General features: G+C 45.9%; 21 protein-coding genes and 3 pseudogenes. 9 read left to right on the top strand and 15 right to left on the bottom strand.

Annotated features, from left to right (window positions below; translation table 11 throughout):
• The first annotated feature begins 318 nt into the window (after positions 1-318).
• Together AC0VXX_RS16840 and AC0VXX_RS16845 are read left to right on the top strand one after the other, a co-directional pair.
• Positions 319-909 (top strand): outer membrane beta-barrel protein, encoded by a 591-nt coding sequence (locus tag AC0VXX_RS16840; protein WP_475515210.1) that lies wholly within the window; start codon positions 319-321, stop codon positions 907-909.
• A gap of 330 nt (positions 910-1,239) precedes the next feature.
• Entirely contained in the window at positions 1,240-1,446 is a 207-nt protein-coding gene (locus AC0VXX_RS16845) for a cell division protein ZapB (RefSeq protein ID WP_110459054.1), read from the top strand.
• A 23-nt stretch (positions 1,447-1,469) separates the two neighbouring features.
• On the opposite strand, the gene AC0VXX_RS16850 is transcribed toward AC0VXX_RS16845, so the two are convergent.
• The 6 genes and pseudogenes from AC0VXX_RS16850 to AC0VXX_RS16875 form a co-directional block, all read right to left on the bottom strand.
• Complete coding sequence (locus tag AC0VXX_RS16850) at positions 1,470-1,682, bottom strand: DUF1107 domain-containing protein (RefSeq protein ID WP_475515211.1); 213 nt, start codon at positions 1,680-1,682, stop codon at positions 1,470-1,472.
• Positions 1,683-1,931: 249 nt separating this feature from the next.
• Complete coding sequence (locus AC0VXX_RS16855) at positions 1,932-2,543, bottom strand: thiol:disulfide interchange protein DsbA/DsbL (protein ID WP_475515212.1); 612 nt, start codon at positions 2,541-2,543, stop codon at positions 1,932-1,934.
• Positions 2,544-2,674: 131 nt separating this feature from the next.
• Positions 2,675-3,678, bottom strand: a pseudogene (locus tag AC0VXX_RS16860) (serine/threonine protein kinase).
• Positions 3,675-3,959: a DUF3630 family protein gene (locus AC0VXX_RS16865; protein WP_475515213.1), complete on the bottom strand. Its 285-nt coding sequence runs from the start codon at positions 3,957-3,959 to the stop codon at positions 3,675-3,677. Before AC0VXX_RS16865 ends, AC0VXX_RS16860 begins: the two are co-directional and overlap by 4 nt.
• A complete protein-coding gene (locus AC0VXX_RS16870; RefSeq protein WP_475515214.1) occupies positions 3,956-4,252 on the bottom strand; it encodes a hypothetical protein in 297 nt (98 codons plus the stop codon). Before AC0VXX_RS16870 ends, AC0VXX_RS16865 begins: the two co-directional genes overlap by 4 nt.
• A 307-nt stretch (positions 4,253-4,559) precedes the next feature.
• Entirely contained in the window at positions 4,560-5,261 is a 702-nt protein-coding gene (locus AC0VXX_RS16875) for a hypothetical protein (protein WP_475515215.1), read from the bottom strand.
• 337 nt (positions 5,262-5,598) lie between these two features.
• Between AC0VXX_RS16875 and AC0VXX_RS16880 the strand changes: the two genes are divergently transcribed.
• From AC0VXX_RS16880 to AC0VXX_RS16900, 5 genes are all read left to right on the top strand, one after another.
• Positions 5,599-5,997 carry a nitrous oxide-stimulated promoter family protein gene (locus tag AC0VXX_RS16880; protein WP_475517061.1) on the top strand — a complete coding sequence of 133 codons (399 nt, stop codon included), beginning with the start codon at positions 5,599-5,601 and terminating at the stop codon, positions 5,995-5,997.
• 103 nt (positions 5,998-6,100) lie between these two features.
• Positions 6,101-6,991, top strand: a complete 891-nt coding sequence (locus AC0VXX_RS16885; protein WP_475515216.1) for a hypothetical protein — start codon at positions 6,101-6,103, stop codon at positions 6,989-6,991.
• Positions 6,992-7,085: 94 nt separating this feature from the next.
• Positions 7,086-9,170 (top strand): S9 family peptidase, encoded by a 2,085-nt coding sequence (locus AC0VXX_RS16890; RefSeq protein ID WP_475515217.1) that lies wholly within the window; start codon positions 7,086-7,088, stop codon positions 9,168-9,170.
• A 306-nt stretch (positions 9,171-9,476) separates the two neighbouring features.
• Complete coding sequence (locus AC0VXX_RS16895; protein WP_475515218.1) at positions 9,477-10,055, top strand: lipid-binding SYLF domain-containing protein; 579 nt, start codon at positions 9,477-9,479, stop codon at positions 10,053-10,055.
• A 1,132-nt stretch (positions 10,056-11,187) separates the two neighbouring features.
• A protein-coding gene (locus AC0VXX_RS16900) for an IS3 family transposase (protein ID WP_475515219.1) occupies positions 11,188-12,344 on the top strand; the annotation gives its coding sequence in 2 pieces (ribosomal slippage) (positions 11,188-11,425 and positions 11,425-12,344; 1,158 coding nt in all).
• Positions 12,345-12,394: 50 nt separating this feature from the next.
• On the opposite strand, the gene AC0VXX_RS16905 is transcribed toward AC0VXX_RS16900, so the two are convergent.
• The 3 genes from AC0VXX_RS16905 to AC0VXX_RS16915 form a co-directional block, all read right to left on the bottom strand.
• Positions 12,395-14,014 (bottom strand): transposase, encoded by a 1,620-nt coding sequence (locus AC0VXX_RS16905; RefSeq protein WP_475515220.1) that lies wholly within the window; start codon positions 14,012-14,014, stop codon positions 12,395-12,397.
• A gap of 226 nt (positions 14,015-14,240) precedes the next feature.
• On the bottom strand, positions 14,241-14,840 hold the full coding sequence (locus tag AC0VXX_RS16910) for a TnsA endonuclease N-terminal domain-containing protein (RefSeq protein WP_475515221.1): 600 nt from the start codon (positions 14,838-14,840) through the stop codon (positions 14,241-14,243).
• A 192-nt stretch (positions 14,841-15,032) separates the two neighbouring features.
• Positions 15,033-15,866: a class I SAM-dependent methyltransferase gene (locus AC0VXX_RS16915; protein ID WP_475517062.1), complete on the bottom strand. Its 834-nt coding sequence runs from the start codon at positions 15,864-15,866 to the stop codon at positions 15,033-15,035.
• 111 nt (positions 15,867-15,977) lie between these two features.
• Here AC0VXX_RS16915 and AC0VXX_RS16920 point away from each other — a divergent pair, with 111 nt between their 5' ends.
• Positions 15,978-16,817: a 23S rRNA (adenine(2030)-N(6))-methyltransferase RlmJ gene (locus AC0VXX_RS16920; RefSeq protein WP_475515222.1), complete on the top strand. Its 840-nt coding sequence runs from the start codon at positions 15,978-15,980 to the stop codon at positions 16,815-16,817.
• Positions 16,818-16,822: 5 nt separating this feature from the next.
• Here AC0VXX_RS16920 and AC0VXX_RS16925 read toward each other — a convergent pair whose 3' ends face one another.
• The 4 genes and pseudogenes from AC0VXX_RS16925 to AC0VXX_RS16940 form a co-directional block, all read right to left on the bottom strand.
• Complete coding sequence (locus tag AC0VXX_RS16925; RefSeq protein ID WP_475515223.1) at positions 16,823-17,188, bottom strand: nuclear transport factor 2 family protein; 366 nt, start codon at positions 17,186-17,188, stop codon at positions 16,823-16,825.
• Positions 17,189-17,193: 5 nt separating this feature from the next.
• A pseudogene (locus AC0VXX_RS16930) lies at positions 17,194-17,920 on the bottom strand (lytic transglycosylase domain-containing protein).
• Positions 17,920-18,930: a DUF3137 domain-containing protein gene (locus AC0VXX_RS16935; protein WP_475515224.1), complete on the bottom strand. Its 1,011-nt coding sequence runs from the start codon at positions 18,928-18,930 to the stop codon at positions 17,920-17,922. The pseudogene AC0VXX_RS16930 and the gene AC0VXX_RS16935 overlap by 1 nt, the downstream one beginning before the upstream one ends.
• 41 nt (positions 18,931-18,971) lie before the next feature.
• Complete coding sequence (locus tag AC0VXX_RS16940) at positions 18,972-19,538, bottom strand: LemA family protein (protein ID WP_475515225.1); 567 nt, start codon at positions 19,536-19,538, stop codon at positions 18,972-18,974.
• Between the two features lie 919 nt (positions 19,539-20,457).
• On the opposite strand from AC0VXX_RS16940, the pseudogene AC0VXX_RS16945 reads away from it, so the two are divergent.
• A pseudogene (locus AC0VXX_RS16945) lies at positions 20,458-22,074 on the top strand (AbgT family transporter).
• A gap of 57 nt (positions 22,075-22,131) precedes the next feature.
• On the opposite strand, the gene AC0VXX_RS16950 reads toward AC0VXX_RS16945, so the two are convergent.
• A complete protein-coding gene (locus tag AC0VXX_RS16950) occupies positions 22,132-23,001 on the bottom strand; it encodes a LysR family transcriptional regulator (protein WP_475515226.1) in 870 nt (289 codons plus the stop codon).
• 165 nt (positions 23,002-23,166) lie between these two features.
• Entirely contained in the window at positions 23,167-25,206 is a 2,040-nt protein-coding gene (gene prlC, locus AC0VXX_RS16955; protein ID WP_475515227.1) for an oligopeptidase A, read from the bottom strand.

Consider the following 25,206-nt stretch of genomic DNA (forward strand, 5'->3'; position numbering starts at 1 on the left):
ACCATGCTCTCTAGGGGCCGATTGTCAATCGGCCCCTAAACTTAGCTCAATATCACAAACTATCGGTTTTAATCTACTTAACCTTGAGCTCTTGCCGCAACGTAAACACTCAGTAGGTGTCTCAACGCCCTATCTTCGACTTCAATATTTGCCAGCCATAACCATGTAGCTTTTACCCTAGCAGGCTAGTGATGGCTATTTTGTTATCAAAATAGCTTAATAATTCATCTAGATATTATTCAGTTTTCGTTCAGTTCACTTGAAATACTATTACCTCAACGAAAGATGGTAACACTTTATTTCATCAAGGAGCATATTATGAATAGCAAGAAATTAGCCTTAGCAGCCGTTATCACCGCTGTATTATCAGCACCAACCATGGCCGCAGATTGGTTCATCGGTGGCAGTGTCGGTGCCCAGCAAAATACCTACAAAGGGACCGCGCAGGGGGTCGATCCTGAATTTAATAATGATTATTTTTCAACTAAAGAGCGTGAAAACGACGCCGTATACGAAGTCAGAGCGGGCGCTTACTTAAATGATAATAATCGCCTCTATGCAACTTATTCATATAACTCTGACGACTTAGCCAAGCAGCAAAGTTTGTTGCTCTCATATGACTACCTACTTGGGCTTGATGCCAGCAACAAGCTGAACTGGTTTATTGGAGCCACGGCGGGCGTTAATCACATCAGTCCAGACACCTCATATCTATCGTCAAAAGACCGTTTTGTTTGGGGTGGTCAAACGGGGTTAATGTATAAAATTAACGATAACCTGAGCTCAGAAATTGGGTACCGCTATCTCAAGCAAGACTACGATATCGGGATCAGCACAGATGCAGGTTCGGCCTCCTTCTCACTTGATGATAGCCAGCAAGTCTACTTGTCTGTTGATTACCGCTTCTAATCTAGAAGGGGTTTCCACACAACGCCGTTATCTATGGATAACGGCGTTGTGTTATACGTCATTCAGATAAATTCCCCCTTAAATTGTGTGCCAATGGCAGAGATATCGCTTCCCGCGCTTTCAACAGGTCAAACCGAGCAGCATCGCAATGGCGAAGCTTATCTCGTTAAAATCCCTGCAAAAATGTAACTCATGGCACTCAGGGGGAAAATAAACGATGTTTAATTGAATTCTTGGTTACTTTTTGGACAATTAGTATAAATTAGCTATTCACTGTCATGGCGGCGCTGATAGAATCATAGACCCATCCAGAAACTATTAGGACTCCCGATGAGCCTTGAACTACTGTCCAAGCTGGAGACAAAAATCCAAGCTGCACTCGAAACGATTGAGCTACTAAAAATGGAGCTCGAAGAAGAGAAACAAAAGAACAGCAGCCTAAGTGAAAAGAACCAACAATTAAGCCAAGATCTTCATTCATGGAATGAAAAAGTCACTGGCCTTGTGGGTTTATTAAATGACGAAGTGAGCGAGTAAATTCACTCACTAACAGCGAAGACCTAAACCGTCTTCGCTTCGTTATGTTGACGCTCGATTAACTGATTCAACTCGACAATGGCTTGCTTCACTCGAGGTAAACTTTGCCTTGGCAGTAAAAATCGTCCTTTGTCGAACTCCAGACGACCCAAATCTTTTACCCAGATAACACCTGACACAAAAATACGCGCATGTTTTACAATGAGTTTTGGGGCGTAAACCGGAAAAAATCTCATAAGACCTCCAAGCAAACGGCTCTGCGTTATTGTAATTATTGCTAAGTTTGACCTCATAAAACCGCAGTAAGTTTCCTCTCAATTCATCTTTTTTGCTCATTGCGGCAACACATCACATAAATACAAAAAATGTTCTTTGCTATCAGCCCACTATTTAGATCCGTCTTTTAATACCATAGGTATAATCCAGTATTGAATAGACACAAAAAAAGGAGCTTAAAAGCTCCTTTTGATGATTTACCGTTACACTTATTTAAGCGTGGTTAGGTAAAAAGCAATGTCTAACAGTTCATCGTAAGATTTAATTGCCCCAGTTTCGACACGATACTTACCATTAACCACTAACGCAGGCACGCCAGATAACTGAGCGTTTTCAGTTGCACGTTTCATCTGCGCCATCTGCGCACTCACCATAAACGAGTTAGCCGCTGCATCAAACTCTTTGCCTGATATGCCATTGGCAATAAACACTTGGCGAATATCATCGCGAGTAACAAAGCGTTGCTTCTTGTCATGAATGGCAGCAAATAGCGCTTGTTCAATCTTATCTTCCACTTTCAACTGATGCGCAATAGCGAATGCACGCGACATTTCTGTGCCCATTTCACGGCCAATAAATTCCACGTGATTTTGCTTAAACACGACACCCTCGGGGAGGTTAGCTTTAATCTGCGGTACCTGCACTTTGGCAAAGCTATAACAGTGAGGGCAATAAAATGAGAAAAACTCGGCAATTTCAGGCTTAGCTGTCGCAGGACCTTTATTTACCACAGTGTAATGCACACCCTCTTTATAATCGGCAGCCAGTGCCGCCATAGGGGCCATTAATAATGCCAATGCTACCAGTAACGCTTTTTTCATGATGATTCCTTTTGGGTGCTAACGCACCATCGACAATAACAATAATTTTGCACATAACATAATGTGCTTTGGAGTGTACCTCAAGCGCATTAGTTCATTTTTTCTGTTACAAGATACTCACTTATCCCTAATTAATATTGTGGAATTAAACTCAGAGGAGGCTCATCTAGCAGGGCCAACTGCTCTTTAAAGGCCAAAATTTGCTGCTCCCAATACCGCTCCTCGGCGTACCAAGGGAAATTCATCGGAAAGGCGGGATCTTCCCAGCGGCGACTGAGCCAAGCGTTATAGTGCAGCATTCTCATGGCGCGAAGCGGCTCAATGAGCTTAAGTTGGCGTTTATCAAATTCGCAAAACTCTTCATAGGCTTCAAGCAAAATGTCGAGTTGTAAGGTTTGTTGCTGCCGATCACCGGCTAGCATCATCCACAGATCTTGCACCGCAGGGCCCATTTTGGCGTCATCGAGATCGACAAACCCCGGCCCGTCAGGGTCCACATAATATTACTCGGATGCAGATCGCCGTGCAGGCGCATCGATGTTGCATCCACTTCGGCCCATAAGCGTTTAGCCTTGGCAAGCACTTGCTCCACTATGGTGAAGTAGGCCACCTCTAAACTCGGTGGCACATGACCCGAGGCCTTAAGCCAAGCGAGTGACTCATCGCCTAATAATGCAGGGCTTAAGGTTTCGCGGTAGGTGAAGGTGTTGGCTTTAGCGTATTGATGCATGCGCCCGACAAAGCGTCCCACCTCTTCGAGTTGCTCCAGGTTATCCACTTCAAAGGCGCGCCCCCCCATCGACGGAAAAAGCGCAAACCGGAAACCTTGATAATGATGTAATGATTGCCCCTCGATAAGCACTGGCGTGGCGATGGGGATCTCTTGCTGGGCCAGCTCGGCGGAAAACTCATGCTCTTCTAAGATCTGTGCATCGCTCCAGCGCTCGGGGCGGTAAAACTTAACCACGTAACGAATTTGGCGATCACAGCGAAATTGATAGACTCGGTTTTCGTAGCTATTGAGCGCTAGCAACCCAGTTTCTGGATAAATACCCAAAGACTCAATCGCATCGAGAATTAAATCAGGGGTTAATGCCTGATAGTGAAAACCAGCAGGGGTTGACGCATCGCTCATCGAGAAGACTCCAATAATGTCACTAAATACTCTAGCACTTCAAACTCTTCATCTAACTCAACCGAAAGCCAGCAGATATCGCCGTAAAACTCATAGTGTAGCCCAATAAGTGTGCCTTCAAAGTCTAACTGCCACTGATGCCTATCGGCCCCCCAGTGGCGCTCAATGACTCGACAATCCAACCTTTGTAGTAGCGGAGTCGCAAAAGCCTCAAACTGATCAAAATCAATGTCGCCATTAATCATTAAGCTCTTTGCATTTTTATCGAGTGAATAGTTCATGGTGTCGGTTGCTCGAAACGGTCACATTGAATGCTTACCGCCTCGTCCTCTTTACATTGATAGCCACATTGATAGGCACCCTGACCCGATTGACTCAACCTTGCCATTCCCGCCCCTTTGGCGAGGCACTGCTCTAGCTGATCATAATAACCGGCAATATAGGGGGCTAACTCCCCTTCGCTCACCTTATCTTGCTCGGGATAATAAAATAATGTCCATTGCGGCACTTGAGTGCATGCCGTCAATGACAATAAAAGCGCGCAGCAGGATAATAATTGATAGCGAGTTTGCATAACTTCTCCAAATAACGGCAATGTAACCTCTCCGTGAGCCTCAACCTAAACGCTCTTAAAAACGTTTATGGGTTTCCATCCATGGCAACATGGTCAATCGACAGACATAAATGTTCCAGACATAACGTCTATTTATTTCCACCCATGGTCAATTGACAGACATAAATGTTCCAGACATAACGTCTATTTGTTTCCATCCATGGCAAATTGACATAAACGTTCCAGACATAAAAAAGGCGACACCCTGTTCGCCTTTAACGTCAATATAAATGCCAGTTTACACGGCTTATGTCCGTGTTGCAGTAGATTACTGCGATGCTTTGGCCTTGGCTTTTTCGATACGTTCCATACGCCCTTCAAAACCGGTAATAGTGCCATCGCTTAAGCCATAATCGATAGCCGCTTGACACAACTTTAATGCGCCATCGTACTGACCACTATCATTAAGCAGGGTAGACAACTGCATAAAGCCTGTGCCTTTTTCTTTATCTGGAGAGGCTAAAGTGGCAAAAAGTGACTGATAGTCAGATGACAACTGCGCGCCATATTCACGGTATTGCTGCTGCTTGCGTTGCTTATAACACTCACCTATCACCTGCAATAAAGCGTTATGTTTATCGGTAGTTGCACTAGCACCACGGTAGTCATCTAGCGCCTTGGTCAACTTTTCGTTAGCCCAAGATTCATCGGCGAGAGGTAATTTTTTATCATCTGGCTCTGGCTCTGGCTCTGGCTCTGGCTCTGGCTCTGGCTCTGCAGCGAGGGGAACCGCTTCGTGCTCTGTTACAACAGGAGGATCGGTCTCTATCGACGCGGATTCATCAGAGACTGCCGCATCGGCGTTATCGGCTGGCGTAGTGGTTGGCACCACAAGGTCCTTATCTTCGCCCGACACGATCTTTTCAACAGGCTGCTGTGCTTCCTGCTGCTCCTCTTGGGCTAATCGCTGTGCTCGTCTATATAAGAATATGCCGACAGCTACTAGCAAAATAATGGCTATATATTTCATTATCATCCACCGTTGGTTGATCGCGCCTCATGTACGGGCTGATTTTAGTTTACAAAAGATGTACAGATAGTAACCGATATAACGCATCGATTCTCTTGCTATAAATCAATTATTTATACCTCTTTTTCGCTCGGGTATCAAAAAGTGGCGCCAAAAATGCCATATTCGGCTTAAGTTTGTCGCTTTACATCGCAATATTGATGTAAAGCGACACTAATCGCCCTTATCTTTAAAGCACTATTTTGTGCGCACCTTCATAAAATCGATGATGATTTTTGTGTTCGGCATTCGCTCGCGCTACTCTCAATATAACCTAGCAAATAACTCGGGTATATCGATGGACGACATGCTGCTCAATGGTAGATTGCAACGTGAGTTTGAGACCATAAAGGCGATGGTTCATATTTATTGCAAAGCTCACTGCCAAGCAAAAGGTAAGCTGGAAGCCTGTCAGCAATGTCAGGCGTTCTTGGCCTATGCACACACTAAACTCGACCGCTGCCCTTATGGGCAAGCCAAGCCGACGTGTAATAAATGTCCGATACATTGCTATAAACCAGAACTAAAAGCCAAGGCCCGCCAAATCATGCTTTTTGCCGGACCGCGCATGCTGCTGCCCCATCCCATTATGGCAATACGCCACTTGTGGTCCGAACGCGCGGCGGTGCCAAGTCAGCCTCCTGTAGCAAGCTCGAATCGCCACCTGAGAATGGCGCAACAGAAACGTCAAGACTAACTTCGCCAACAACAAGAAACCGTAGCTTTAACGCCTCAATATTAACGCTCAAAAAAAGCACAATTCACTTGCGAAGCCCCCTGAATGCGTTGATGATAGGCAAATGACCTACAACGACTTTTTATACGAAGGCTATTGGTGGCTCTCTCTAATCGGTGGACTGCACTGTATTGGACTGGCCATCTATGTTCGTCATATATATCGCGATAACCACAACAACCATAAGCTATTGGGGGCGATATTTAGCCTGCTAGCTCTGTACTTTTTAACCGGGCTTATTAGCAAAACCAACACTCCACTGCCCTTACCCATGTTATTTATTCTGATTATTCCGGTGTATTTTCTGTTGATGCCGCTGTTGTACCTGTATTGCTACCGCAGCCTGCATAATATTAATCGCGACGTTCGTTTATCGGGTCACTTCTATCCGGCAATAATTCTGAGCATATTGATAAGCCTGTCTTTTATTTTAGATAGCGACCTTTCCCTCAATGTTCAGCACGTTAACAATATTAGCCTCGTCACCTTTTTAGGTGCTCTGCTGCCAGCACTACTAAGCTTGCAAGCCCTTATCTATTTCTATTTGATCATCAAGCTGCTCAATCAATTTAAAGGACGTTCGCGCCGCGCCCATCAAAATAGCCTTAAAGATATTAAATTTAGGTGGCTACTGGCCTTAACCTTTGCCATGTTAATTAACTGGCTCGTTCGAACGGCACTGGTTATATTACCCTTTTATTTTGGTGACAATGTCTCTATCACCGCCCAAGCCATCACCCGCTTATGTTTATTATTAACCGTCTATGTTTTGGCCTTATATGGACTTAAACAGATCACCCTAGCCGCCTACCTCAGGGGCAGCCTATCATCTAAAATGGCGCATCCCAGCCGACCACAAACCAGTCAACAACTGCTCGATGCCGAAGAGCTCAATTATCTGCAACATATTTTAAAAGCGGACGATACCCAGGACACCGACGCAAAAGAACCCTAACTCTGTTGCACAAAAACCATTTTGAGTTAATGTATCCCACGGCAACTCAGCCACTTAAAACAATAATGACAAATGCACAACTGAAGGGATCAAGATGGGAAGAGTCAATAAACTCACCGTACTTGCGGTGATCTCCGCCGGACTAATGGGATTAACAGGCCAAACTGTTGCTACCGAACGAACTCACCACATTACTAACAACGATTTTTTTGACATAGCTAACATGGGTCATGTGCAATTAAGCCCAGACGGTAAACAGGCTGTGTGGTTAGAATCTCGCTGGGATAAAGCATTAGACAAAGCCCAAAAAGATCTGTGGCTAGTCGACATTAAATCACGCAAAACCAGCCGCCTCACCTTCACCAATGAAAGTGAATCTAGCCCACAGTGGAGTCCAGATGGCCAATATATTTACTACTTAGGTCAGCAAATCCACGAAGACAAAATAGCGCCATACAACGGTAAAGCCCAAGTCTTTAGACTGTCGATACAAGGCGGCGACACCGTCCCGGTGACCAAAGAAACCGAAGGCGTTAAGGCGTTTCAAGTCGGCCATGATGGTCATAACCTCTATTTCTTAGCCAATAAAACCACTACCGAAGCCGATGATTGGGCCGATATGCGTGCCAGCCACAGCGCCCCTAAATATGGCCATGGTAAGATCACCACCAACCCATTGTATAAGCTGGATCTCGAGCATTATCAGCAATCATTGCTACTCGACGACGATAAAGTGGTATGGGAGTTTAAGGTGAACCAAGATGCCAGCCAAATTGCCCGCATCACCACTGCCGATAACGAACTAGTACACTTAGAAGGTTGGTCAAACCTCGAGGTATACAACACCCGCACGAACAGCAATACCCTACTCCCCGACAGCGCTTGGCGCCAAGATGCACCATCGCCTTATGGTTGGTTACTCGGCCTCGACTGGCACGCCAACAACCAACAACTGGCCTTTCGAATCGATTTCGATGGCCATCCGGGTAAACTCTTTGTCGTTACACCACAGCAAAAACAGGTCAAACCGCTAGAAATTAAACGTAGCGGCGATATCACCCTCAATGGCAGCGACATTCAGTGGCGCCCCAATAGTGATGAGATCTGTTATCGCGGTGCCGACCATGGCCGCGTTAAGCTATTTTGCACCGATATCAACCAACAACAGCAGCAGGGTGATACGCGCACGGTGATCGCCGGCGATCTGGTGATGGGCAGCTACAGCTTTAGCCATGACGGTAAAAAACTCGCCTTTAACCACAACGGACTCGAGCATTTTAGCGATCTGTTTATTGCCGATGCCACCAGCAAGAAAGCCAAATATAAGCGCATCACTAACATTAATCCGCAAGTCGACAGCTGGATTTTGCCGCAAATATCTGTGGTCAAATGGACCGCGCCAGATGGAACACAAGTCGAAGGCATCCTCGACTTACCCGCCAACTACAAACAGAGTGACGGACCACTGCCGCTAATAGTCCAACTGCATGGCGGCCCAACGTCTGCGACACCGTACGCCTTACAACATCGCTCCTACGGCCGCTCAACCTTTACCGCCAATGGCTGGGCACTGTTGTCGCCTAACTACCGCGGCTCGACAGGCTATGGCGATAAATTCTTAACCGACCTTGTAGGCAAAGAACATGACATCGAAGTTGCCGATATCCTGTCGGGAGTCGATCACCTTATCGCGTTAGGCGTTGCCGACGGTGACAAAATGGCAGTGATGGGCTGGAGTAACGGTGGTTATCTCACCAATGCGCTTATCAGTACCACCCAGCGCTTCAAAGCGGCAAGTTCTGGTGCAGGGGTGTTCGATCAACGCCTGCAATGGATGCTCGAAGACACCCCAGGCCATGTGATTAACTTTATGCAGGGTTTGCCTTGGGAAAAACCCGACGCTTACACTCATGGCTCCTCGCTCACCCATGCCAATAACATCAACACGCCGACCCTAATTCACATTGGCGAAAACGATCAACGCGTACCGCTGGGCCATGCTCAAGGGCTTTATCGCACCTTAAAACATTACCTTAATGTACCTGTTGAGTTGTTGGTGTATCCCGGTGAAGGTCACGGACTGAGTCAATATCAACACCGACAAGCCAAAATGGATTGGGACCAAAAGTGGTTCGAACATTATGTGTTAGGTAAAGCTCAGCCTAAAGTGGCTAAGTAAAATCGTGATACAAGTGACAGCGACCACAGTAAGCAGGGCTGAACCTTAGCTGACAACACCCAATAAAAGCGCCTTAATAGGCGCTTTTTTCATCAAATAACATTCAGTTTTTGGCTATCTGTGCGTATGCTATTAACAGTCCACATCAATAGATGAAAGTTAGGCAAGGGTTGATAACGCAAGTGACAGGCCAAATATAAGCCTTAGCGCGATTCACCCCATGTACTGACTTTTACCATCGCCGCTCTATGAAACGAATATTGATAATAGTGGGTATAACCTTATTTGAATACAAAGGAGTGCATCATGAAAAAGTGGATATCACGTTTGACCGCTAGCTGCTGTGTCATTGTTGGCTTACTGTTTTCCCAAGCCTCATTTGCCACCGATAGCTACAGCGAAGCACTAAACAACTTTAAGAAAGCCCCAGACACCCAAGAATTTTTTAATACCGCCTATGGCTACGCTATTTTCCCCACCGTAGGTAAAGGTGGCATAGGGATTGGCGCAGCATATGGTAAAGGTCGCGTCTATCGTGGCGGCGTTCATACTGGCGATACCAGCTTGTCGCAACTGTCGATTGGTTTCCAGCTCGGCGGTCAGGCATACAGCGAAATTATTTTCTTTAAAGATGCCAAAGCGTATGAAGAATTTACCAGCGGTAGTTTCGAGTTTAGTGCTAATGCATCGGCGGTCGCGATTAACGTCGGCGCCAATGCCCAAGTGGGCACCACAGGTAACTCGGCTGGTGCGGGGCAATCGGGCAGCAACAAAGCTGCAAGTGCCTCATACATCAATGGCATGGCGGTATTTACCGCCGCTAAAGGTGGCTTAATGTATGAAGCAGCGCTTGCAGGGCAATCCTTCACTTTTGAGCCCAAATAGCCATCATCTAGCAGGGAGCCAGATGGCTCCCTCTGCTCTATTTAAACTTCTTCCCGCCTGGCTTATGGTTTTTAGCTGAATTAGTTTTTAGCTGAATTAGTTTTTAGTTGAATTGGTTTTTATTGATTGATGGTAGCGTTAACCTTCATAGTTTTAAATTGCTTGCCGCAGGCTATTCGTGCAGGTGCTTCTTCGGCATCGCTGACTTTTTGTTAAACAAGAGCCATCCCTAGGCGCTCTGCAATTTCATCCCTGAAATCGAAGGCCTCAGCCGCACCTACACCGACTTATTTATCTCTTCGATTTAACCTGAACGGGTATGACTCGGACAATCAAAGGCTAAATTATTTTTGGACAAAAGTGTGTTGGCCTTCGAATGAAGGTTGAGGCATTTTGCGTGATTGGTTTTTAGTTAACGATGGTAGCGTTAACCTTCATCATTTTGAATTGCTTGCCGCAGGCTTACGTGCAGGTGCTTCTGTGACACGCCGCAAGTACAATCCCTGTAGGCTCTGCCGTGACATCCATGTCACGGAAGGTCACAGCCGCACCTACACCCGAGTTCTTAATCTCTTCGATTTGACCTTACTAGTGTCACTAGGGCAATCAAAAGCTAAATTATTTTTGGACAAAAGTATCTTGGCCTTCGAATCAAGGTGTTGGCATTTTTTGGCTTGTAGCATTTAGTCGAGTTTGTTTTTATTGATTGATGGTAGCGTTAACCTTCATCATTTTGAATTGCTTGCCGCAGGCCTTTCGTGCAGGTGCTTCTGTGACACGCCGCAAGTACAATCCCTGTAGGCTCTGCCGTGACATCCATGTCACGGAAGGTCACAGCCGCACCTACACCGAGTTCTTAATCTCTTCGATTTGACCTTACTCGTGTCATTCGGACAATCAAAAGCTAACTTATTTTTGAACCAAAGCTTGTTAGGACTAATGTTCTAATTGGTATGTTTCAGATTAATATTTGTATAGATTAACGCCCAATTAAGGTGTGAGCCACGCTACCACAACACTTAACTAGGACACCGTAAACACTGAGCTTGACCCAAACCAAAAATGCCAAGTGAATCGCCACTGATTTCCTAGACACCTTTTAGTTAGATAAACTAGCGAAAAAGAGGTGTTCATGAACAATAAACGTTACCCCGAAAAATTCAAAATCGAAGCGGTTAAACAAGTTACTGTTGCCGGTCATTCCGTTGCTGACGTTGCTCAGCGTTTAGGGACTACCACTCATAGTCTTTATGCTTGGATTAAACGCTACGGCCCTGACTCTGAGGAGCACCAGCAGAAGTCTGCAGAGTCTGCTGAGATCAAACGATTACAGAAAGAGCTTAAACGAGTTACTGAAGAACGTGACTTGTTAAAAAAAGCCGCGGCGTACTTCGCAAGCCACCCCGAGTAAGATACGCCTTTATCCGAGAGCATCACCACAGCCATTCTGTGCGGCAACTTTGTCAGCTGTTTGATGTTCATCCAAGTGGGTATTACGCGTGGAGAAGCTGCAACAAATCGAATCGGCAACGCGATAATGAACGGCTCACAGGTCAACTCAAACAGTGTTGGCTAGAATCGGGTGGTGTTTATGGGTACCGTAAACTCCATCGGGATCTACGTGACCTTGGTGAACAGTGTGGTATTAATCGTGTACATCGTCTGATGAAACAAGCGGGACTGCGAGCACAAGTTGGTTATCGTAAACCTAGAGCTCCTGGCGGTGATCAACATGTGGTGACACCAAATCGCTTAGAGCGGCAATTTAACCCACTAGCGCCCAATAAAGCCTGGGTAACGGATATTACGTACATCAAAACACATGAAGGTTGGCTCTATCTTGGCGCGGTGATGGACTTGTTTTCACGTCGCATCATTGGTTGGTCAATGGGTAGTCGGATCACCAAAGAGCTTGCGTTAGATGCCTTACTGATGGCGGTGTGGCGTCGTAAGCCAGATGAAAGAGTCTTAGTGCATTCAGATCAAGGAAGCCAGTACACGAGTCATGATTGGAGTGAATTTCTGAGTGCTCATGGTTTGGAAGGTAGCATGAGTCGTCGAGGCAACTGCCATGATAATGCAGTGGCGGAGAGCTTTTTTCAACTACTGAAACGAGAACGGATTAAGCGAAAAATCTATGCTACAAGGGATGATGCTAAGATGGATATATTTAATTATATTGAGATGTTTTACAACCCGAAACGACAACATAGTTCCAATAATGGGCTATCACCGTTAGAGTATGAACGTCAATATTTTAATGAGGCTAAAAGTCGTCTAGTGAAGTAGTGGCGATTCACATAAGGAAAACTGTGTCGCTGTAGCCATTATATCCATACTTAAAACGCCTCTATGTCATCACTATTCCAATCAAAGGTGTCGATGCTATTGTTATCATTTTTAGGCGCCTTCACAGATGGTAAAGTTTGCGAGGTATTCACAGGTACCGTTGAATGAGCAGTATTACTGTCAATGCCTTGGTATTTTGCTAACTTCTTCATTCCTTTTTGCTTTTGTTTGTTAGCCAATGCTTGATTGACCATCTGATCAATTTCCAACCGGCTCTGCGCAATCGATACTGAGTCTTGAGAGTCGGTAACGTTTTTTCGGCGATTCTTAATATTGACCTTGTGCTGAGTTAGCGTGAGTCCAATGATATAGTCACCGGAATCTTTAGCGGGCACCTTGAGGTAGCACTCTTGCTGTTCAAGATAAACATAAATGTAGCTTAAATCATGAGGGTTAATTTTAATATCAGCTTTCAAGCCACGCTTAGAGGCAACTGGCGTGTATTTTCGATACTCCAATAACTCCGGTGAATCGTACCGCAAGTGCAAAAACTGTATACCATCTTTTGAAATAGAACGAGTGTCTAAAATTCCTAGTTTGACACACAGATGCTCTTGGTCATCACCGGTATATTGGATCGGTGGGTAAACAGACATCCCCTCATACCATTTTGCAATTGGCACTCGTGTTTTTCGGTCATCTGCTTTTTGGTTATAAACCTCAATAATCCATTTGTGCAGTAATTCATTAAACAAACTAAAACTTATGGCAGCTTCTTTATCAGGTTGATAATCCCCTTTGGCGTCTACACTTCTAAAGTTTTTCCCTGGAAGTGAGTCTAAAAACTCAGTGTTTAACGTTCTAAAGAAGCGCTCGACTTTGGGCTTTTTCCAAGGTTTGCCAACGGGATTGTAACTCGTGTTAATACCAAGCTCTTTACAAGCTGACTCTAACGAATCCCCCCAAAACTCAACCCCATTATCAACGACTAAAAGCTCAATTTTTCCATGGCAAGGCCACTCGGTATTAATACTTGAAAATCTATCTATTACATCATCTTTGCTCAGCATCGTATTAATTAATGCTGCTCGAATAGATAAATAACTAGGCTCATTAAAACTGACGTAAAAACCCACAACACAACTACTGTAGCAATCAACGAGTGCGGTAATGGTTGGCCGACCAATCACGGTCTGGTTATCTTCCATTAATACGGTGAAATCTAGTACCGTATGATCAATCTCTACTCGCTCCATGACACTGGTTGGCTCAGCAAATTTATCACCTAGCTTGTATTTTTTTTGCACATAGCTACGACCAAAACGAGCTAAGTCAACATCATAGGGTTCTAAATTTTTAATACGAGCATTAAAGCCAGTATAGGAAATAGGAATAATTTCTCCTGAAACTAAACGGCTATTTTCGACTTGAATTAGATCACAATAATAACGATAGGTAGTTGCGATACTTGGACGCTCCTTTCGCAAATACTTATCTTCTAATGCTTTATTAAAATAAAAATCCCCACTGCTATTTTTAAGGCTTCTGTTACCTTTTTTGCCATGGGAGGGAATAAGTGCAGTTATACAGAAATTAGACTTTCGAAACTTACTATACCAAGCAGCAATAGCACGCCACTTTGGCTTAGATTCATTATCATAGGAGGTCATCTGTGCCAGCAGAGGATCAATATTCTTCTGGGTTCAGCCTCCATCTATACGTTTTTCAATAAACCTGATGTAGTGCAAACGCTTTTTAGTTTCATATTGAATTGGTTGATCATACATCTCGAGAGATTTGCTAGCATTAATACTAATCGAGACTTCGGCATCACTATTTACACTAAAAAGCTCTGCATCTAGCTCGTCAATTTCATCCCTAAATAGGTCAGTATCTTCATCCATGGGCGATAGAGAGTTCAGTATCTAAACCAAAAGGAGTCGCATCTAAGTCAAACTGTATTAGCCCCTGTGATGCGCCAATTAGAACCAGTTTATTAAGTTGCCCTTGGGTTAACTTGGATTCATCAAGTAACTCACGCACTGTCACGACACCAAGCCTACGTACCAATGACAATACCCATTCAATTTGAGTATTGTATTTTGAATCTCCAGAATAGCGGTGTAACAGTTTAAGATTATTAAGGAGTGAACCTTTGTGTAGCTGTCGTTCTGTGATCAATCTGAGTTCTATACCAAGCTCAATACAAAACTGCTGTTTATGCTTAAACCTGTGCTTTACCTCTGGATCACTAGCCTCTTTTGAACACTTAACTTCATAGTAGATCTGCTTACCATCTGCGCTTGAGACCAGAAAATCAGGGGTATAAGGAAGGGACTTACCGTAATATTGGTAATAAAAACCGATAGGTTGTGCTTCAAAGGCTGACACCGATTTACTGTATTCAAAATGAAAACAAGCATCAAACTCTAATGAAGACTCTAGCGTTAACGAAGCACGATTCTTTAAGCTAGCGAACTTAAAGAGATTCTTCACGCGAGAGTGCTTTATGTTTCTTTGATACATAAAAACACTCGGATGTAGTTAAATGACAAATAAACACTACACTATGTAAACTTATAGTTCAAATTATGCACACTTATTTGTCGCTATGCAGACTTATATGTAATTTATGCAGACTTATGCTTTAAACAACATAGGCGCTGATAAGCCCCAGTTGCTTCGACACTAACTGCTTTTCATCGCAGCTTTCACATACACATCGAAGCGATTTTTCTTAGTAGCAATAACTGTGCTGGGTTTGACGCCGTCTAAGTCTTCGGCGTAATCAGGGCGTTTAACCACCACGCGTTTGGTGGCTAACGCCATGGCGGGGGCAAGCAAACCATCGGCGTCGAGATCGGCACCGACTAAAGATTGAAACACCCGCATCTCTTTTTTAACTAGTGCAGATTTTTCACGGTGGGGATACATGGGGTCTAGGTAGACCACATCAATTTCAGTACCAGATGTGTTAGCCGCATCGGCTAATGCATTAAGGCTTGAGCCATGAAATAGGCTCATACGCGCTTGCATCCACTGACCTATTTCGCCATCAATATAGGCGCGGCGTAGGCCATCTTCAAGTAGTGCTGCTACCACAGGATGGCGCTCAACCATGATCACCTTGCAGCCTAAGCTTGCCAGCACAAAAGCATCACGCCCAAGGCCCGCAGTACCATCGACCACTGTCGGAGTCACGCCCTGCTTAAGCCCCACGGCTTTGGCGATTGATTGGCCACGGCCGCCGCCAAACTTGCGTCGATGGGCTACTGCCCCTGAGACAAAATCAACATTAATGCCTGCTAGTTTTGGCTCATCACGTTTGTATAGGCTCAGGGTATTTTGCTCAAAGCGCAGTTCGAATGCAGCGTCTTGATCCCATTGCAGACCCCAACGCTCGCTCACTTCAACCAATGTTGGGTACTGACGATTAAAAAAGATAGCTGTTTGCAAAATACCTTGACCACCATTGAATAAAATTACTGCGCCATTATGCCAAAAGCTGTCGACGCTGAACATCTGATTTATCGGTATAACCAGTTGGCTTTTACGCTCAGCCGTTTTACCTCTTAGCACTTACCCCCTATAATCGCCCTATTCAGGCAATCGCCCTCGACCATTGGACACCCCATGTTAAGTTATCGCCACGGCTACCACGCTGGAAATTATGCAGATGTGCTTAAGCACACCCTGTTGCTGCAAACCATTAAGTTAATGCATAAGAAAAATAAACCTATGGTGTATATCGATACCCATGCGGGTGCCGGTGGTTATGCTTTGTCGGATGAATTTGCGCAAAAAACCGGTGAATACTTAGATGGCGTGGCTAAATTGTGGGACAAGGAAGACCTACCGCCGCCGCTGCAAGATTACATCAAGGATGTTAAGCATTTTAACGGTACAGCTGATCTTGAGTTATACCCAGGCTCGCCCTCGTTTGTCGATATGAACCTGCGTGAAAACGATCGTATGGTGCTGCATGAACTGCATAGCGCCGACTTTCTGACCCTAGATGAGCAGTTAGGCGCAGATAAAAAAATCAAGGTGATTAAGGGTGATGGTCTGCAAGGTTTGATTGCTGCTGTGCCGCCACTGGAACGCCGCGCTGTAGTATTAATCGATCCTAGCTATGAGATGAAAACCGATTATCAAGAGGTGGCCAAGGCGGTGATTCAGGCCCATAAACGCTTCGCTACTGGGGTATATATGATTTGGTATCCAGTGGTGAATCGTGCACAAACCGAGTCGATGTTTGAGTTATTAAAGCAAAGTGGTATCCGTCGTCAGCTGCGTATCGAACAAGCCATTAAGGCCGACAGCGATGAGTTTGGTATGACAGCCGCAGGCCTATGGGTCATTAACCCGCCATGGCAGCTCGATGAGCTGGCGCAAACCACACTCGATTATCTTGGCCCATTGCTAAACCAAGGTGGCGGCAGTACGCAAGTCACCTGGGAAGTGGGCGAATAAAACGTCTAAAAAAATGCCTCGCAGGGCGTGCCTTGATGATAGATTATCTGCCAGCGATCGATAGCATACTTCCACAGTGATGTGCGCAGCGAGTAACGTTTATCCAGCGCATTGATTGGCTTAAAGCTGGCGCGGTATGTCAGCTGAACAATATCTTCACTTAATTGACGGTATTGAATATCGACCACGGTAAATTTAGGGCTGTTTTCTTCGGGCAAGCGCCGCAATATCTCTGGTTTACCAAAACCGAGTCCCGTGGCTCCTATCTCTAAAAAATCATCGTGGATCAAGCGATCGAGTGTCGATGCACTATGGCGAACTTCAGGGTTCAGTAGGGCTAATTCGAGTTCAATAATCGACTGTTTTAACATGGCCGTTACCCGAGCTGTTGATAACGCTTAAGCAAAATTTTGACCCTTTTGACATAGGCTCGGGTCTCTGGATATGGCGGAATACCTTGATATTGGCTAACGGTCGTCGGCCCTGCATTATAGGCAGCGCAGGCGAGATCAATATCGCCATCGAATCTGGCCAACATCTGAGCCAAATAGCGCGCACCGCCGTCGATATTTTGGTTCCGGACGGTAAGGATTCTTCACACCCAACTCTTTGGCTGTCGCTGGCATTAGCTGCATCAACCCCATGGCGCCACTGCGTGACAAGGCAAAGACATTAAAGGCTGACTCGGCATGAATAACCGCTCGAATCAAGGCCGGATCAAGCCCATGTTCGCTAGCAGCGCGCTCAATCAACTCATCGTAATCGGCACTAAACAGGGGGATTTTTTGCCAGTCTAATGTTGAGTCGCTCTGGCAGGCAAAACAGTCATACAGCAGCACCCTAAAATCGCTACTGCCTGGGGCATGATCAGCAAACGCCACCACCCCATTATTCTGCGTGTATTGATAAACCTTAATCTTCTCGGCGGGTGTATCGATAGCAACCGGCGCATCACGATTACTGAGGATCCCCTGTTTAGAATAGGCGGCCTTGTAATAGGGTTTACTGGCAGTCTCCTGCGACCATACTCCCGCACTGCCAGTCAGTAACAATAGCACAGCACAACGGTAAATAAGCCGTAAGCCCCAAGGCGTAAGTTTCATTACAATCCAATATCTTGATCGAGTTTAAGTACCTCAATCATAGCAAACAGCTGCTTCATCTCGCGGTTTATTTGACTAAATTCATGCTCAAATGTTGCCCCGTTAAATATCGAGCCTAATTCGAAGCGATTTTCGCGACTGGCCAACATGATCAGTAGCTTATTTTCATAAAAAGCGCACTGTATTCTGCCCGAAAACATCGCAGCCAATTCTTGTAAGCGCTCCATAAAGCTGACCGTCAGCAGATATCTTGCTTCGATTTGATTAGAAGAAAACACATCAAACTGCTGCTCAAAACGTGGATCCTCAAGCTTAACCCGCTCAAGGTTTTTAAAGGAACTTGACAGGAAGTTAACCAAGCCTCCACGGTTTTTAACCACCACAGTATGGCCCTTAAATGCCTTATGGCTTCCAAGAAGTACCATGACACCGCGAAATACAGTATCGGTTTCGGTACGTTTGTTACGGCGAACCTTTTTAGTCAGGGTAAGCTCGTTAATGGCAATATCCACCCCGTGATGAGAACCCTGAACATAATCATCAAACAAAGCATTGTCATAATCGGGCAGGAGTTTAGAGCGTTTGAGTAATGGTTGACTCATTCTGTGGCTAGGACTAAAAATAAAATCGTCGCCAAAATATTTAAATATTTTAGGAAAAACTTGCTGTTTTACATCACTCTTGTAGCGCTTTACCGGACGATAACACCACCAGCCTAGTGCTGCTAGCGGCAGTAAGAGTAACCACCAAGGCACCTGAATATAGTGGCGCGCGCCAAAGAGAAACGCCACGACAGCTAACCCGGCAACTATCGCTATGCTGGTATAGAACCGCTGTCTTAATGCCTTAAGACTGGCAATGCGATGATTTTCAAATTTGCGCGTTAATGGCTCAATGTGTTGCTGATAATGCGCCTTAAACTGAGCGAGTTCCTCTTTGGGCGCCACTAAGCGCTGGGGCTGGCGCACCGGTTTTATCGGCGCGCCAAAAATAAAGCTAAGCACGTTCATCGCAATGCCCTTGTCGCGAAACCGTTATCGATTCATGGCCATCACAGATAATCGGCAGCATCAACAGGTGTTTTCGATGCTTCATCGGCTTCATAAAATGGCATAGCGTTAACGTTAGCCATGGACGCAATGATTGAACCGGGGAACACTTCTACCGCCGTATTAAGCTCAGACACAGCAGCATTGTAGAAACGGCGAGCCGCCGAAATATGCTCTTCAACCTCATTGTAAGTCTTCATGGCATGCAGCATGGTGTTGTCTGACTTGAGTTCTGGGTAGTTTTCAACATTCACCATTAACTTGCCCATCTTATTATTAAGCTGCTCAGCCTTGGCTAAATGTTCTTTAATTTCCTTGGGATCATTAATGTCATAGCCAGCAGTCACTTGTGTTCGCAGCTCGGTGAGCTCAGTTAATAGCGACTTCTCATGATCCATAAACTTTTTAGCGATCTTAAGGATATTGGGCACTAAGTTAGCCCGTTTCTTTAATTGTACGTCTATCCCCGATAACGCCTCGCGCACGACATTACGTTTTTTGATCAGGCTGACATACCAAAGGTAGATAATAATGACCACTATCCCTAAAGCTAACAGTAAACCTTGCATTACCTCTCCCTTACCATAGTCATGGTGTATTATGTTGTTATTGACGTTTATCAGCCTGCCTTGTGGTTATCCTAACCAGCAGGCGCTCTTGTATGCGAGCAGGCATTACCTTCACCGATTTTACGCAATATTTCCAGTAATTTGTCGGCTTACCACATAAAATCAAGATGATGTTTAATTAAGCCATTTTCAATAAAGTGTCGGCTAAATAGCTAAATATTGCCAACTAAGCTTAATGTTATACCCTGCAAGCAATCGACTTAACCTCAAAGTAACAAAAGTCTCATTAAAACACAAAGGCATAAAATAAAAACTTTAATAAACAAGCAGTAAAACAATAATTTTATTGCATCATCTAGGATATATATTCATTTTTGCGGTCACAGCCATCACCTCTTTATTAATAGCGATAGCTAATATTGCCTTAATTTAGCTCGATAGTACGCAAGCCAACCTTAGTAAATTAAGCCTGTATGGTTCAGCTTAGGTACAGCATTATAGCGCTAGAATAGTCGTCATTGACCTTACTTGACCTTGTGGGTTAATCACAGCTTTTATCCCTTACTTTTCCCCAATGTAAGGGATTTTTTTTGCCCAAATTTATCCAATAATGCCTCTCCAAATCGCAGCGCTAAAACGGGATATAACAAGGGGATAAATACGCTTATTCAGCCTAGATACAGAATTAAAGCGTTATGCTTTAATTCCCCCAATACAACCTTCGTTGGCTAGGGGCAATCATCATTTTTTAGCCCGTATCCCCAAAGAGCGGGCCTTTTTTTATCTATACGCCCGCACCCCATCACCTACCGATTTAAGTTTCAGTTAAAACTCTTGCTTCATCATAGAAACATTGCGCCACCAAACATAACAAAATAACAACTTAGGGCACAAAGATGTCCATAATGAAGGAAAGTACATGAGTCTTGATCAACAAGATGACCTAGAGAGTCGTACAACGGCTACCGAACAGCCATTGCAGCAAAGCGGATTATTTGTTCGTTTTTTAAATATCGTCGAACGCCTTGGTAATTTACTCCCCCATCCCATCACCTTATTTGCTCTATTTTGCCTCGCCGTCATTGTCATTAGTGGTATTGCTGGCTATTTTGAACTCACAGTCACAGATCCTCGCCCAGAAGGTGCCCCTGGACGCAGTGCCGATGGCTTGATCCATGTCGTCAGCTTGATGAATGGCGAAGGCTTGCGAATGATAGTCTCGAATCTGGTGACTAACTTTACTGGCTTTACTCCGCTGGGTACTGTGTTAGTGGCCTTGCTTGGGGTGGGCATTGCAGAGCGTTCAGGGCTGCTATCGGCGGCCATGCGCTCACTGGTCATGGGCGCTTCAAAGCGCTTAGTCACCTTAACCATAGTGTTTGCTGGTATCGTCTCAAATACCGCATCCGAGTTGGGTTATGTGGTGCTTATTCCTATGGCAGCCTTGATTTTTCACTCCTTAGGCCGTCATCCGCTGGCTGGACTGGCCGCGGCATTTGCTGGGGTCTCGGGCGGTTACAGCGCCAACTTGTTACTGGGCACGGTCGATCCCTTGTTGTCGGGCATCACTGAAGCCGCGGCGCAGATGATTGATCCTGAGTACTTAGTTGGCCCCGAGGTGAATTGGTATTTCATGTTTGTGTCGACTTTTGTGATCACCGCTTTAGGGGCATTCGTCACCGAAAAAATTGTCGAACCTAAGCTGGGTAAATACGATGCTAGCGAAGCCAGTATCGACCTAGGCGCACAAAAAATGGATGGCGTAAGCGCAGTAGAAAAACGTGGCCTTAAAGCTGCAGCCATCACCACAGTGGTGTTAGGTGCCATCTTAGCCTTGACCATAGTGCCGGAAAACGGACCACTGCGTCACCCTGAAACAGGCTTAGTGGCAGGGTCGCCCTTTCTCAAAGGGATCGTCGCCTTTATCTTTATCTGCTTTGCCATTCCGGGCTTGGTATACGGCAAGGTGGTGGGCACCATGAAGCGCGACAAAGATGTGATTGACGCCATGTCTCACAGCATGAGCACCATGGGCATGTATATTGTGCTGGTGTTTTTTGCCTCGCAATTTGTGGCATTTTTTAAATGGACCAATCTAGGCGCTGTATTGGCGGTTACCGGGGCCGATGCCTTAAATGCCGTTGGTCTTACTGGGCCGCTGGTATTTTTGCTGTTTATTATGATGTGTGGGTTTATCAACCTGATGCTGGGCAGCGCATCGGCGCAGTGGGCGGTGACCGCTCCGATTTTTGTGCCTATGTTAATGTTGGTCGGTTATGCCCCTGAAACCATTCAGGCGGCTTACCGAATAGGCGATTCGGTTACTAACCTTATTACCCCTATGATGAGTTATTTCGGCCTTATCTTGGCGGTTGCCTCCCAGTATAAGAAAAACTTAGGTATAGGCACCTTAGTCGCCACCATGTTGCCTTACTCTATCGTGTTCTTTATTGGGTGAACCTGCTTCTTCTTTATCTGGGTATTTGCCTTAGGCTTACCCGTTGGCCCTGGTGCGGCGACCTACTACACGCCTTAATGGCTCAGCCTGCAGACCAACACGCCGGAGCCCATCCGGCGTGTTGTTATCATACGCTCACAAGAGTGTTTTTATCACATCTATCACCGACAGCACCCGCTGTGGTAATGCCGACTTTCGTCTATAGCACAAATAGATAGGCTCGCTAACAGGGACGGATAAGGCGTGCACCTTTATTAGCTCAGGCCGCGTGAACGCTTCAACCGCATAGGCTGGCAACACGGTAAAGCCTAAGCCACGACTCACCGGCTCGAGGATCTGGCTTATCTGGTTAGAAAAGCCGCGCGTTGGCAAGGGCTCACTGTATTCAAACTCGGGATAATTGGCACCTAACAACAAACTGGCATGGTGGGCGCCATCGGGATGATCGATAAACCCCAACTGGGTTAAGCTTGCCCAAGTTAACGAGGGCGACTGCGCTGGTGTCACCAGGAGTAATGACTCCTGCCCCACCTTGTGACTGTGTACTTCGCTTAAGGTCGGTTGCCGTGTCATTAAGCCAATATCACTATCGAGTTGGGCAATTGCCTGCTCAACCCCTGAGTTAGAGGTAAAGCGATAATCGAGCACCAGCTGAGGGTGAAGCTGCTGCAAATCGAGCAGATCGGCATACAGCTTTAACCCCATGCTGCCAGGCGACATAACCCGCACTATGCCCGCAAAGGGAGGGTCTTGGCGAACAGCCTGTTGCAGCTGCTGCAGCGCCTGCAATATGCCGCCCCCCTGTTGGTAGAGGGTTTGCCCTGCATCGGTCAGTGAAAACTGCTTGCCCTCACGCACTAACAACGGTGTGTCCAGCTGCTCTTCTAATTTACGCACATGCTGGCTGACGCCAGATTGAGTCATGTGCAAGCGCTCGGCGGTACGGGTGAAATGCCCTAATTCCACCAAAGTGCAAAAACTTCGTAGCCAGATGGGGTTTATCATCACAAAATATAATCAGGTTTTCAGATGTTGATAACCTTACATTATTTGGCGTAATTTGTAAGCCACGCTTCAATGCCGCCTTGCAATAGAGCGCGCCTACACCTTGAATGCCTGATACAAAAATGCCAACCGTAAAGGTTGGCACTTTTATCTAACACATTGATATTATGCTTTAATACCCGAATGTCTCAATAGGGCGTCAATCTTGGGTTCGCGGCCCATAAAACGCTTAAATAAGGTCATTGGCTCTAAGCTGCCGCCCATCTCTAAGATGTTTTCTAAAAAGCTACGTCCGGTTGCCGCATTGAAGATCCCCTCCTCCTCGAAACGAGAAAACGCATCGGCCGATAGCACTTCGGCCCACTTGTAGCTGTAGTAACCTGCCGCATAGCCTCCCGCAAAAATATGCGCAAAACCATGTTGAAAGCGGTTAAAGTCGGCGGTGGGGACCACGGCCACTTGGCGTCGAACCTCATCGAGTTTGGCTTGAATTTGCGCCCCCACTTGCGGGTCATACTCATGGTGCAAACGAAAATCAAACAGCGAAAATTCCAACTGACGTAACATCATCATGCCCGATTGGAAGTTTTTCGCCGCCAGCATTTTATCAAGCAGCGCCTTAGGCAATGGTTCACCCGTTTCAAAATGACCTGAAATTTGGGCTAAGGCTTCCTCTTCGTAACACCAGTTTTCCATAAATTGACTCGGTAACTCCACCGCATCCCAAGGTACTCCGTTGATCCCAGACACACCAGCCACATCAATTTGAGTCAACATATGGTGAATACCATGGCCAAATTCGTGGAACAGGGTCGTCACTTCATCGTGGGTAAACAGCGCAGGCTTACCCGCCACAGGGGCGTTAAAGTTACACGTTAAAAAGGCCACCGGATGCTGCAAACTATTAGCGGTTTGACGTCGTACACGACAATCATTCATCCAAGCGCCGCCGCGTTTACCTTCTCTGGCATACAGATCTAAGTAAAAGCTGCCCCTGTGCTGGCCTTGCGCATCTTTTATGGTGAAAAAGCGCACATCTTTATGCCAAGTATCAAACTCGGTTTGCTCTTCAACGGTTAAACCAAACAGACGCGAGACGGTATAGAACAGCCCAGACAGCACGCGGTCTTCAGGAAAATAGGGGCGCAACAACTCTTGTGAGATCTCATATCTGTGGTGCTTAAGTTTTTCAGCGTAATAGGTGAGATCCCATGGTGCGAGCTCGCTCACGCCATACTGCTGCTTAGCAAACTCAGTCAGTTCGGCTAATTCGGCTTCACCTTGGGCTTTTGAGCGTGTTGCCAACTCTTCTAAGAAGTCGATCACCTGTTGTGGTGACTGCGCCATCTTGGTGGCCAGCGACTTTTCGGCATAGCTCTTAAAGCCCAGCAGCTGTGCTAGCTCGTGGCGTAACGCAAGGATCTCATCCATCAGCGGGCCGTTATCAAATTCACCGGCATTCGGGCCTTGATCCGATGCCCGCGTGACAAACGCGGTATAGCACTCTTGGCGCAGTTGACGATTATCGCTGTAGGTCATCACAGGCAGATAAGAGGGATAATCTAAGGTAAATAACCAGCCCTGTTGCCCTTTGGCTTCTGCCATGGCTTGGGCGGCTGCAATGGCCGACTCTGGCAGGCCTGCAAGCTCGGTCTCATCGGTGATCAATTTACTCCACGCCTGCGTCGCATCGAGCAGCTGATTAGAGAAGCGACTGGTTAGCTCAGATAAACGCTTAACCAATTTGCCATATTGTTGTTTATCTTCATCGCTCAATCCTACGCCTGACAACTCAAAATCTCGCAGGCTATGCTCGATACTGGTTTGCTGCGCCTGACTCAAGCTAGCAAATTCGGCCGATTCCTTAAGTGATTTATACGCCTGATACAGGCCTTGATGTTGGCCGACATAGGTGCCGTATTCAGACAACAGCGGCAAGCAAGCATCATGGGCAGCGCGCCATTCGTCGGTGCTTAACACCGCGTTCATATGCGATATTGGCGACCAAATTTGGCTGAGTTCATCATCGACTTGCTCTAACGGCGCCACAAAATTATCCCAAGTATATGGGCCGCCAGAGGCCAATACTTCATCGATTTTGCGACGACACTGTTCAATCCCATGCTCGACGGCAGGCTGAATATGCTCAGGTTTAATATGCGAAAAAAGCGGTAATTCCGCTTTGCTTAGCAAAGGATTGCTCAT

The sequence above is a fragment of the Shewanella sp. QJM3NY_23 genome, assembly GCF_056173105.1.

Excerpts from the sequence above, each read along its gene's own strand:
- AC0VXX_RS16840 (WP_475515210.1), top strand. The coding sequence starts at position 319 with ATGAATAGCAAGAAATTAGCCTTAGCAGCCGTTATCACCGCTGTATTA.
- AC0VXX_RS16925 (WP_475515223.1), bottom strand. The coding sequence starts at position 17,188 with ATGTTAAAACAGTCGATTATTGAACTCGAATTAGCCCTACTGAACCCT.
- AC0VXX_RS16905 (WP_475515220.1), bottom strand. The coding sequence starts at position 14,014 with ATGACCTCCTATGATAATGAATCTAAGCCAAAGTGGCGTGCTATTGCT.
- AC0VXX_RS16950 (WP_475515226.1), bottom strand. The coding sequence starts at position 23,001 with ATGATAAACCCCATCTGGCTACGAAGTTTTTGCACTTTGGTGGAATTA.
- AC0VXX_RS16875 (WP_475515215.1), bottom strand. The coding sequence starts at position 5,261 with ATGAAATATATAGCCATTATTTTGCTAGTAGCTGTCGGCATATTCTTA.
- AC0VXX_RS16850 (WP_475515211.1), bottom strand. The coding sequence starts at position 1,682 with ATGAGATTTTTTCCGGTTTACGCCCCAAAACTCATTGTAAAACATGCG.
- AC0VXX_RS16885 (WP_475515216.1), top strand. The coding sequence starts at position 6,101 with ATGACCTACAACGACTTTTTATACGAAGGCTATTGGTGGCTCTCTCTA.
- AC0VXX_RS16845 (WP_110459054.1), top strand. The coding sequence starts at position 1,240 with ATGAGCCTTGAACTACTGTCCAAGCTGGAGACAAAAATCCAAGCTGCA.
- AC0VXX_RS16865 (WP_475515213.1), bottom strand. The coding sequence starts at position 3,959 with ATGAACTATTCACTCGATAAAAATGCAAAGAGCTTAATGATTAATGGC.
- AC0VXX_RS16920 (WP_475515222.1), top strand. The coding sequence starts at position 15,978 with ATGTTAAGTTATCGCCACGGCTACCACGCTGGAAATTATGCAGATGTG.
- AC0VXX_RS16940 (WP_475515225.1), bottom strand. The coding sequence starts at position 19,538 with ATGCAAGGTTTACTGTTAGCTTTAGGGATAGTGGTCATTATTATCTAC.
- AC0VXX_RS16935 (WP_475515224.1), bottom strand. The coding sequence starts at position 18,930 with ATGAACGTGCTTAGCTTTATTTTTGGCGCGCCGATAAAACCGGTGCGC.
- AC0VXX_RS16870 (WP_475515214.1), bottom strand. The coding sequence starts at position 4,252 with ATGCAAACTCGCTATCAATTATTATCCTGCTGCGCGCTTTTATTGTCA.
- prlC (WP_475515227.1), bottom strand. The coding sequence starts at position 25,206 with ATGAGCAATCCTTTGCTAAGCAAAGCGGAATTACCGCTTTTTTCGCAT.
- AC0VXX_RS16880 (WP_475517061.1), top strand. The coding sequence starts at position 5,599 with ATGGACGACATGCTGCTCAATGGTAGATTGCAACGTGAGTTTGAGACC.
- AC0VXX_RS16915 (WP_475517062.1), bottom strand. The coding sequence starts at position 15,866 with ATGTTCAGCGTCGACAGCTTTTGGCATAATGGCGCAGTAATTTTATTC.
- AC0VXX_RS16855 (WP_475515212.1), bottom strand. The coding sequence starts at position 2,543 with ATGAAAAAAGCGTTACTGGTAGCATTGGCATTATTAATGGCCCCTATG.
- AC0VXX_RS16890 (WP_475515217.1), top strand. The coding sequence starts at position 7,086 with ATGGGAAGAGTCAATAAACTCACCGTACTTGCGGTGATCTCCGCCGGA.
- AC0VXX_RS16895 (WP_475515218.1), top strand. The coding sequence starts at position 9,477 with ATGAAAAAGTGGATATCACGTTTGACCGCTAGCTGCTGTGTCATTGTT.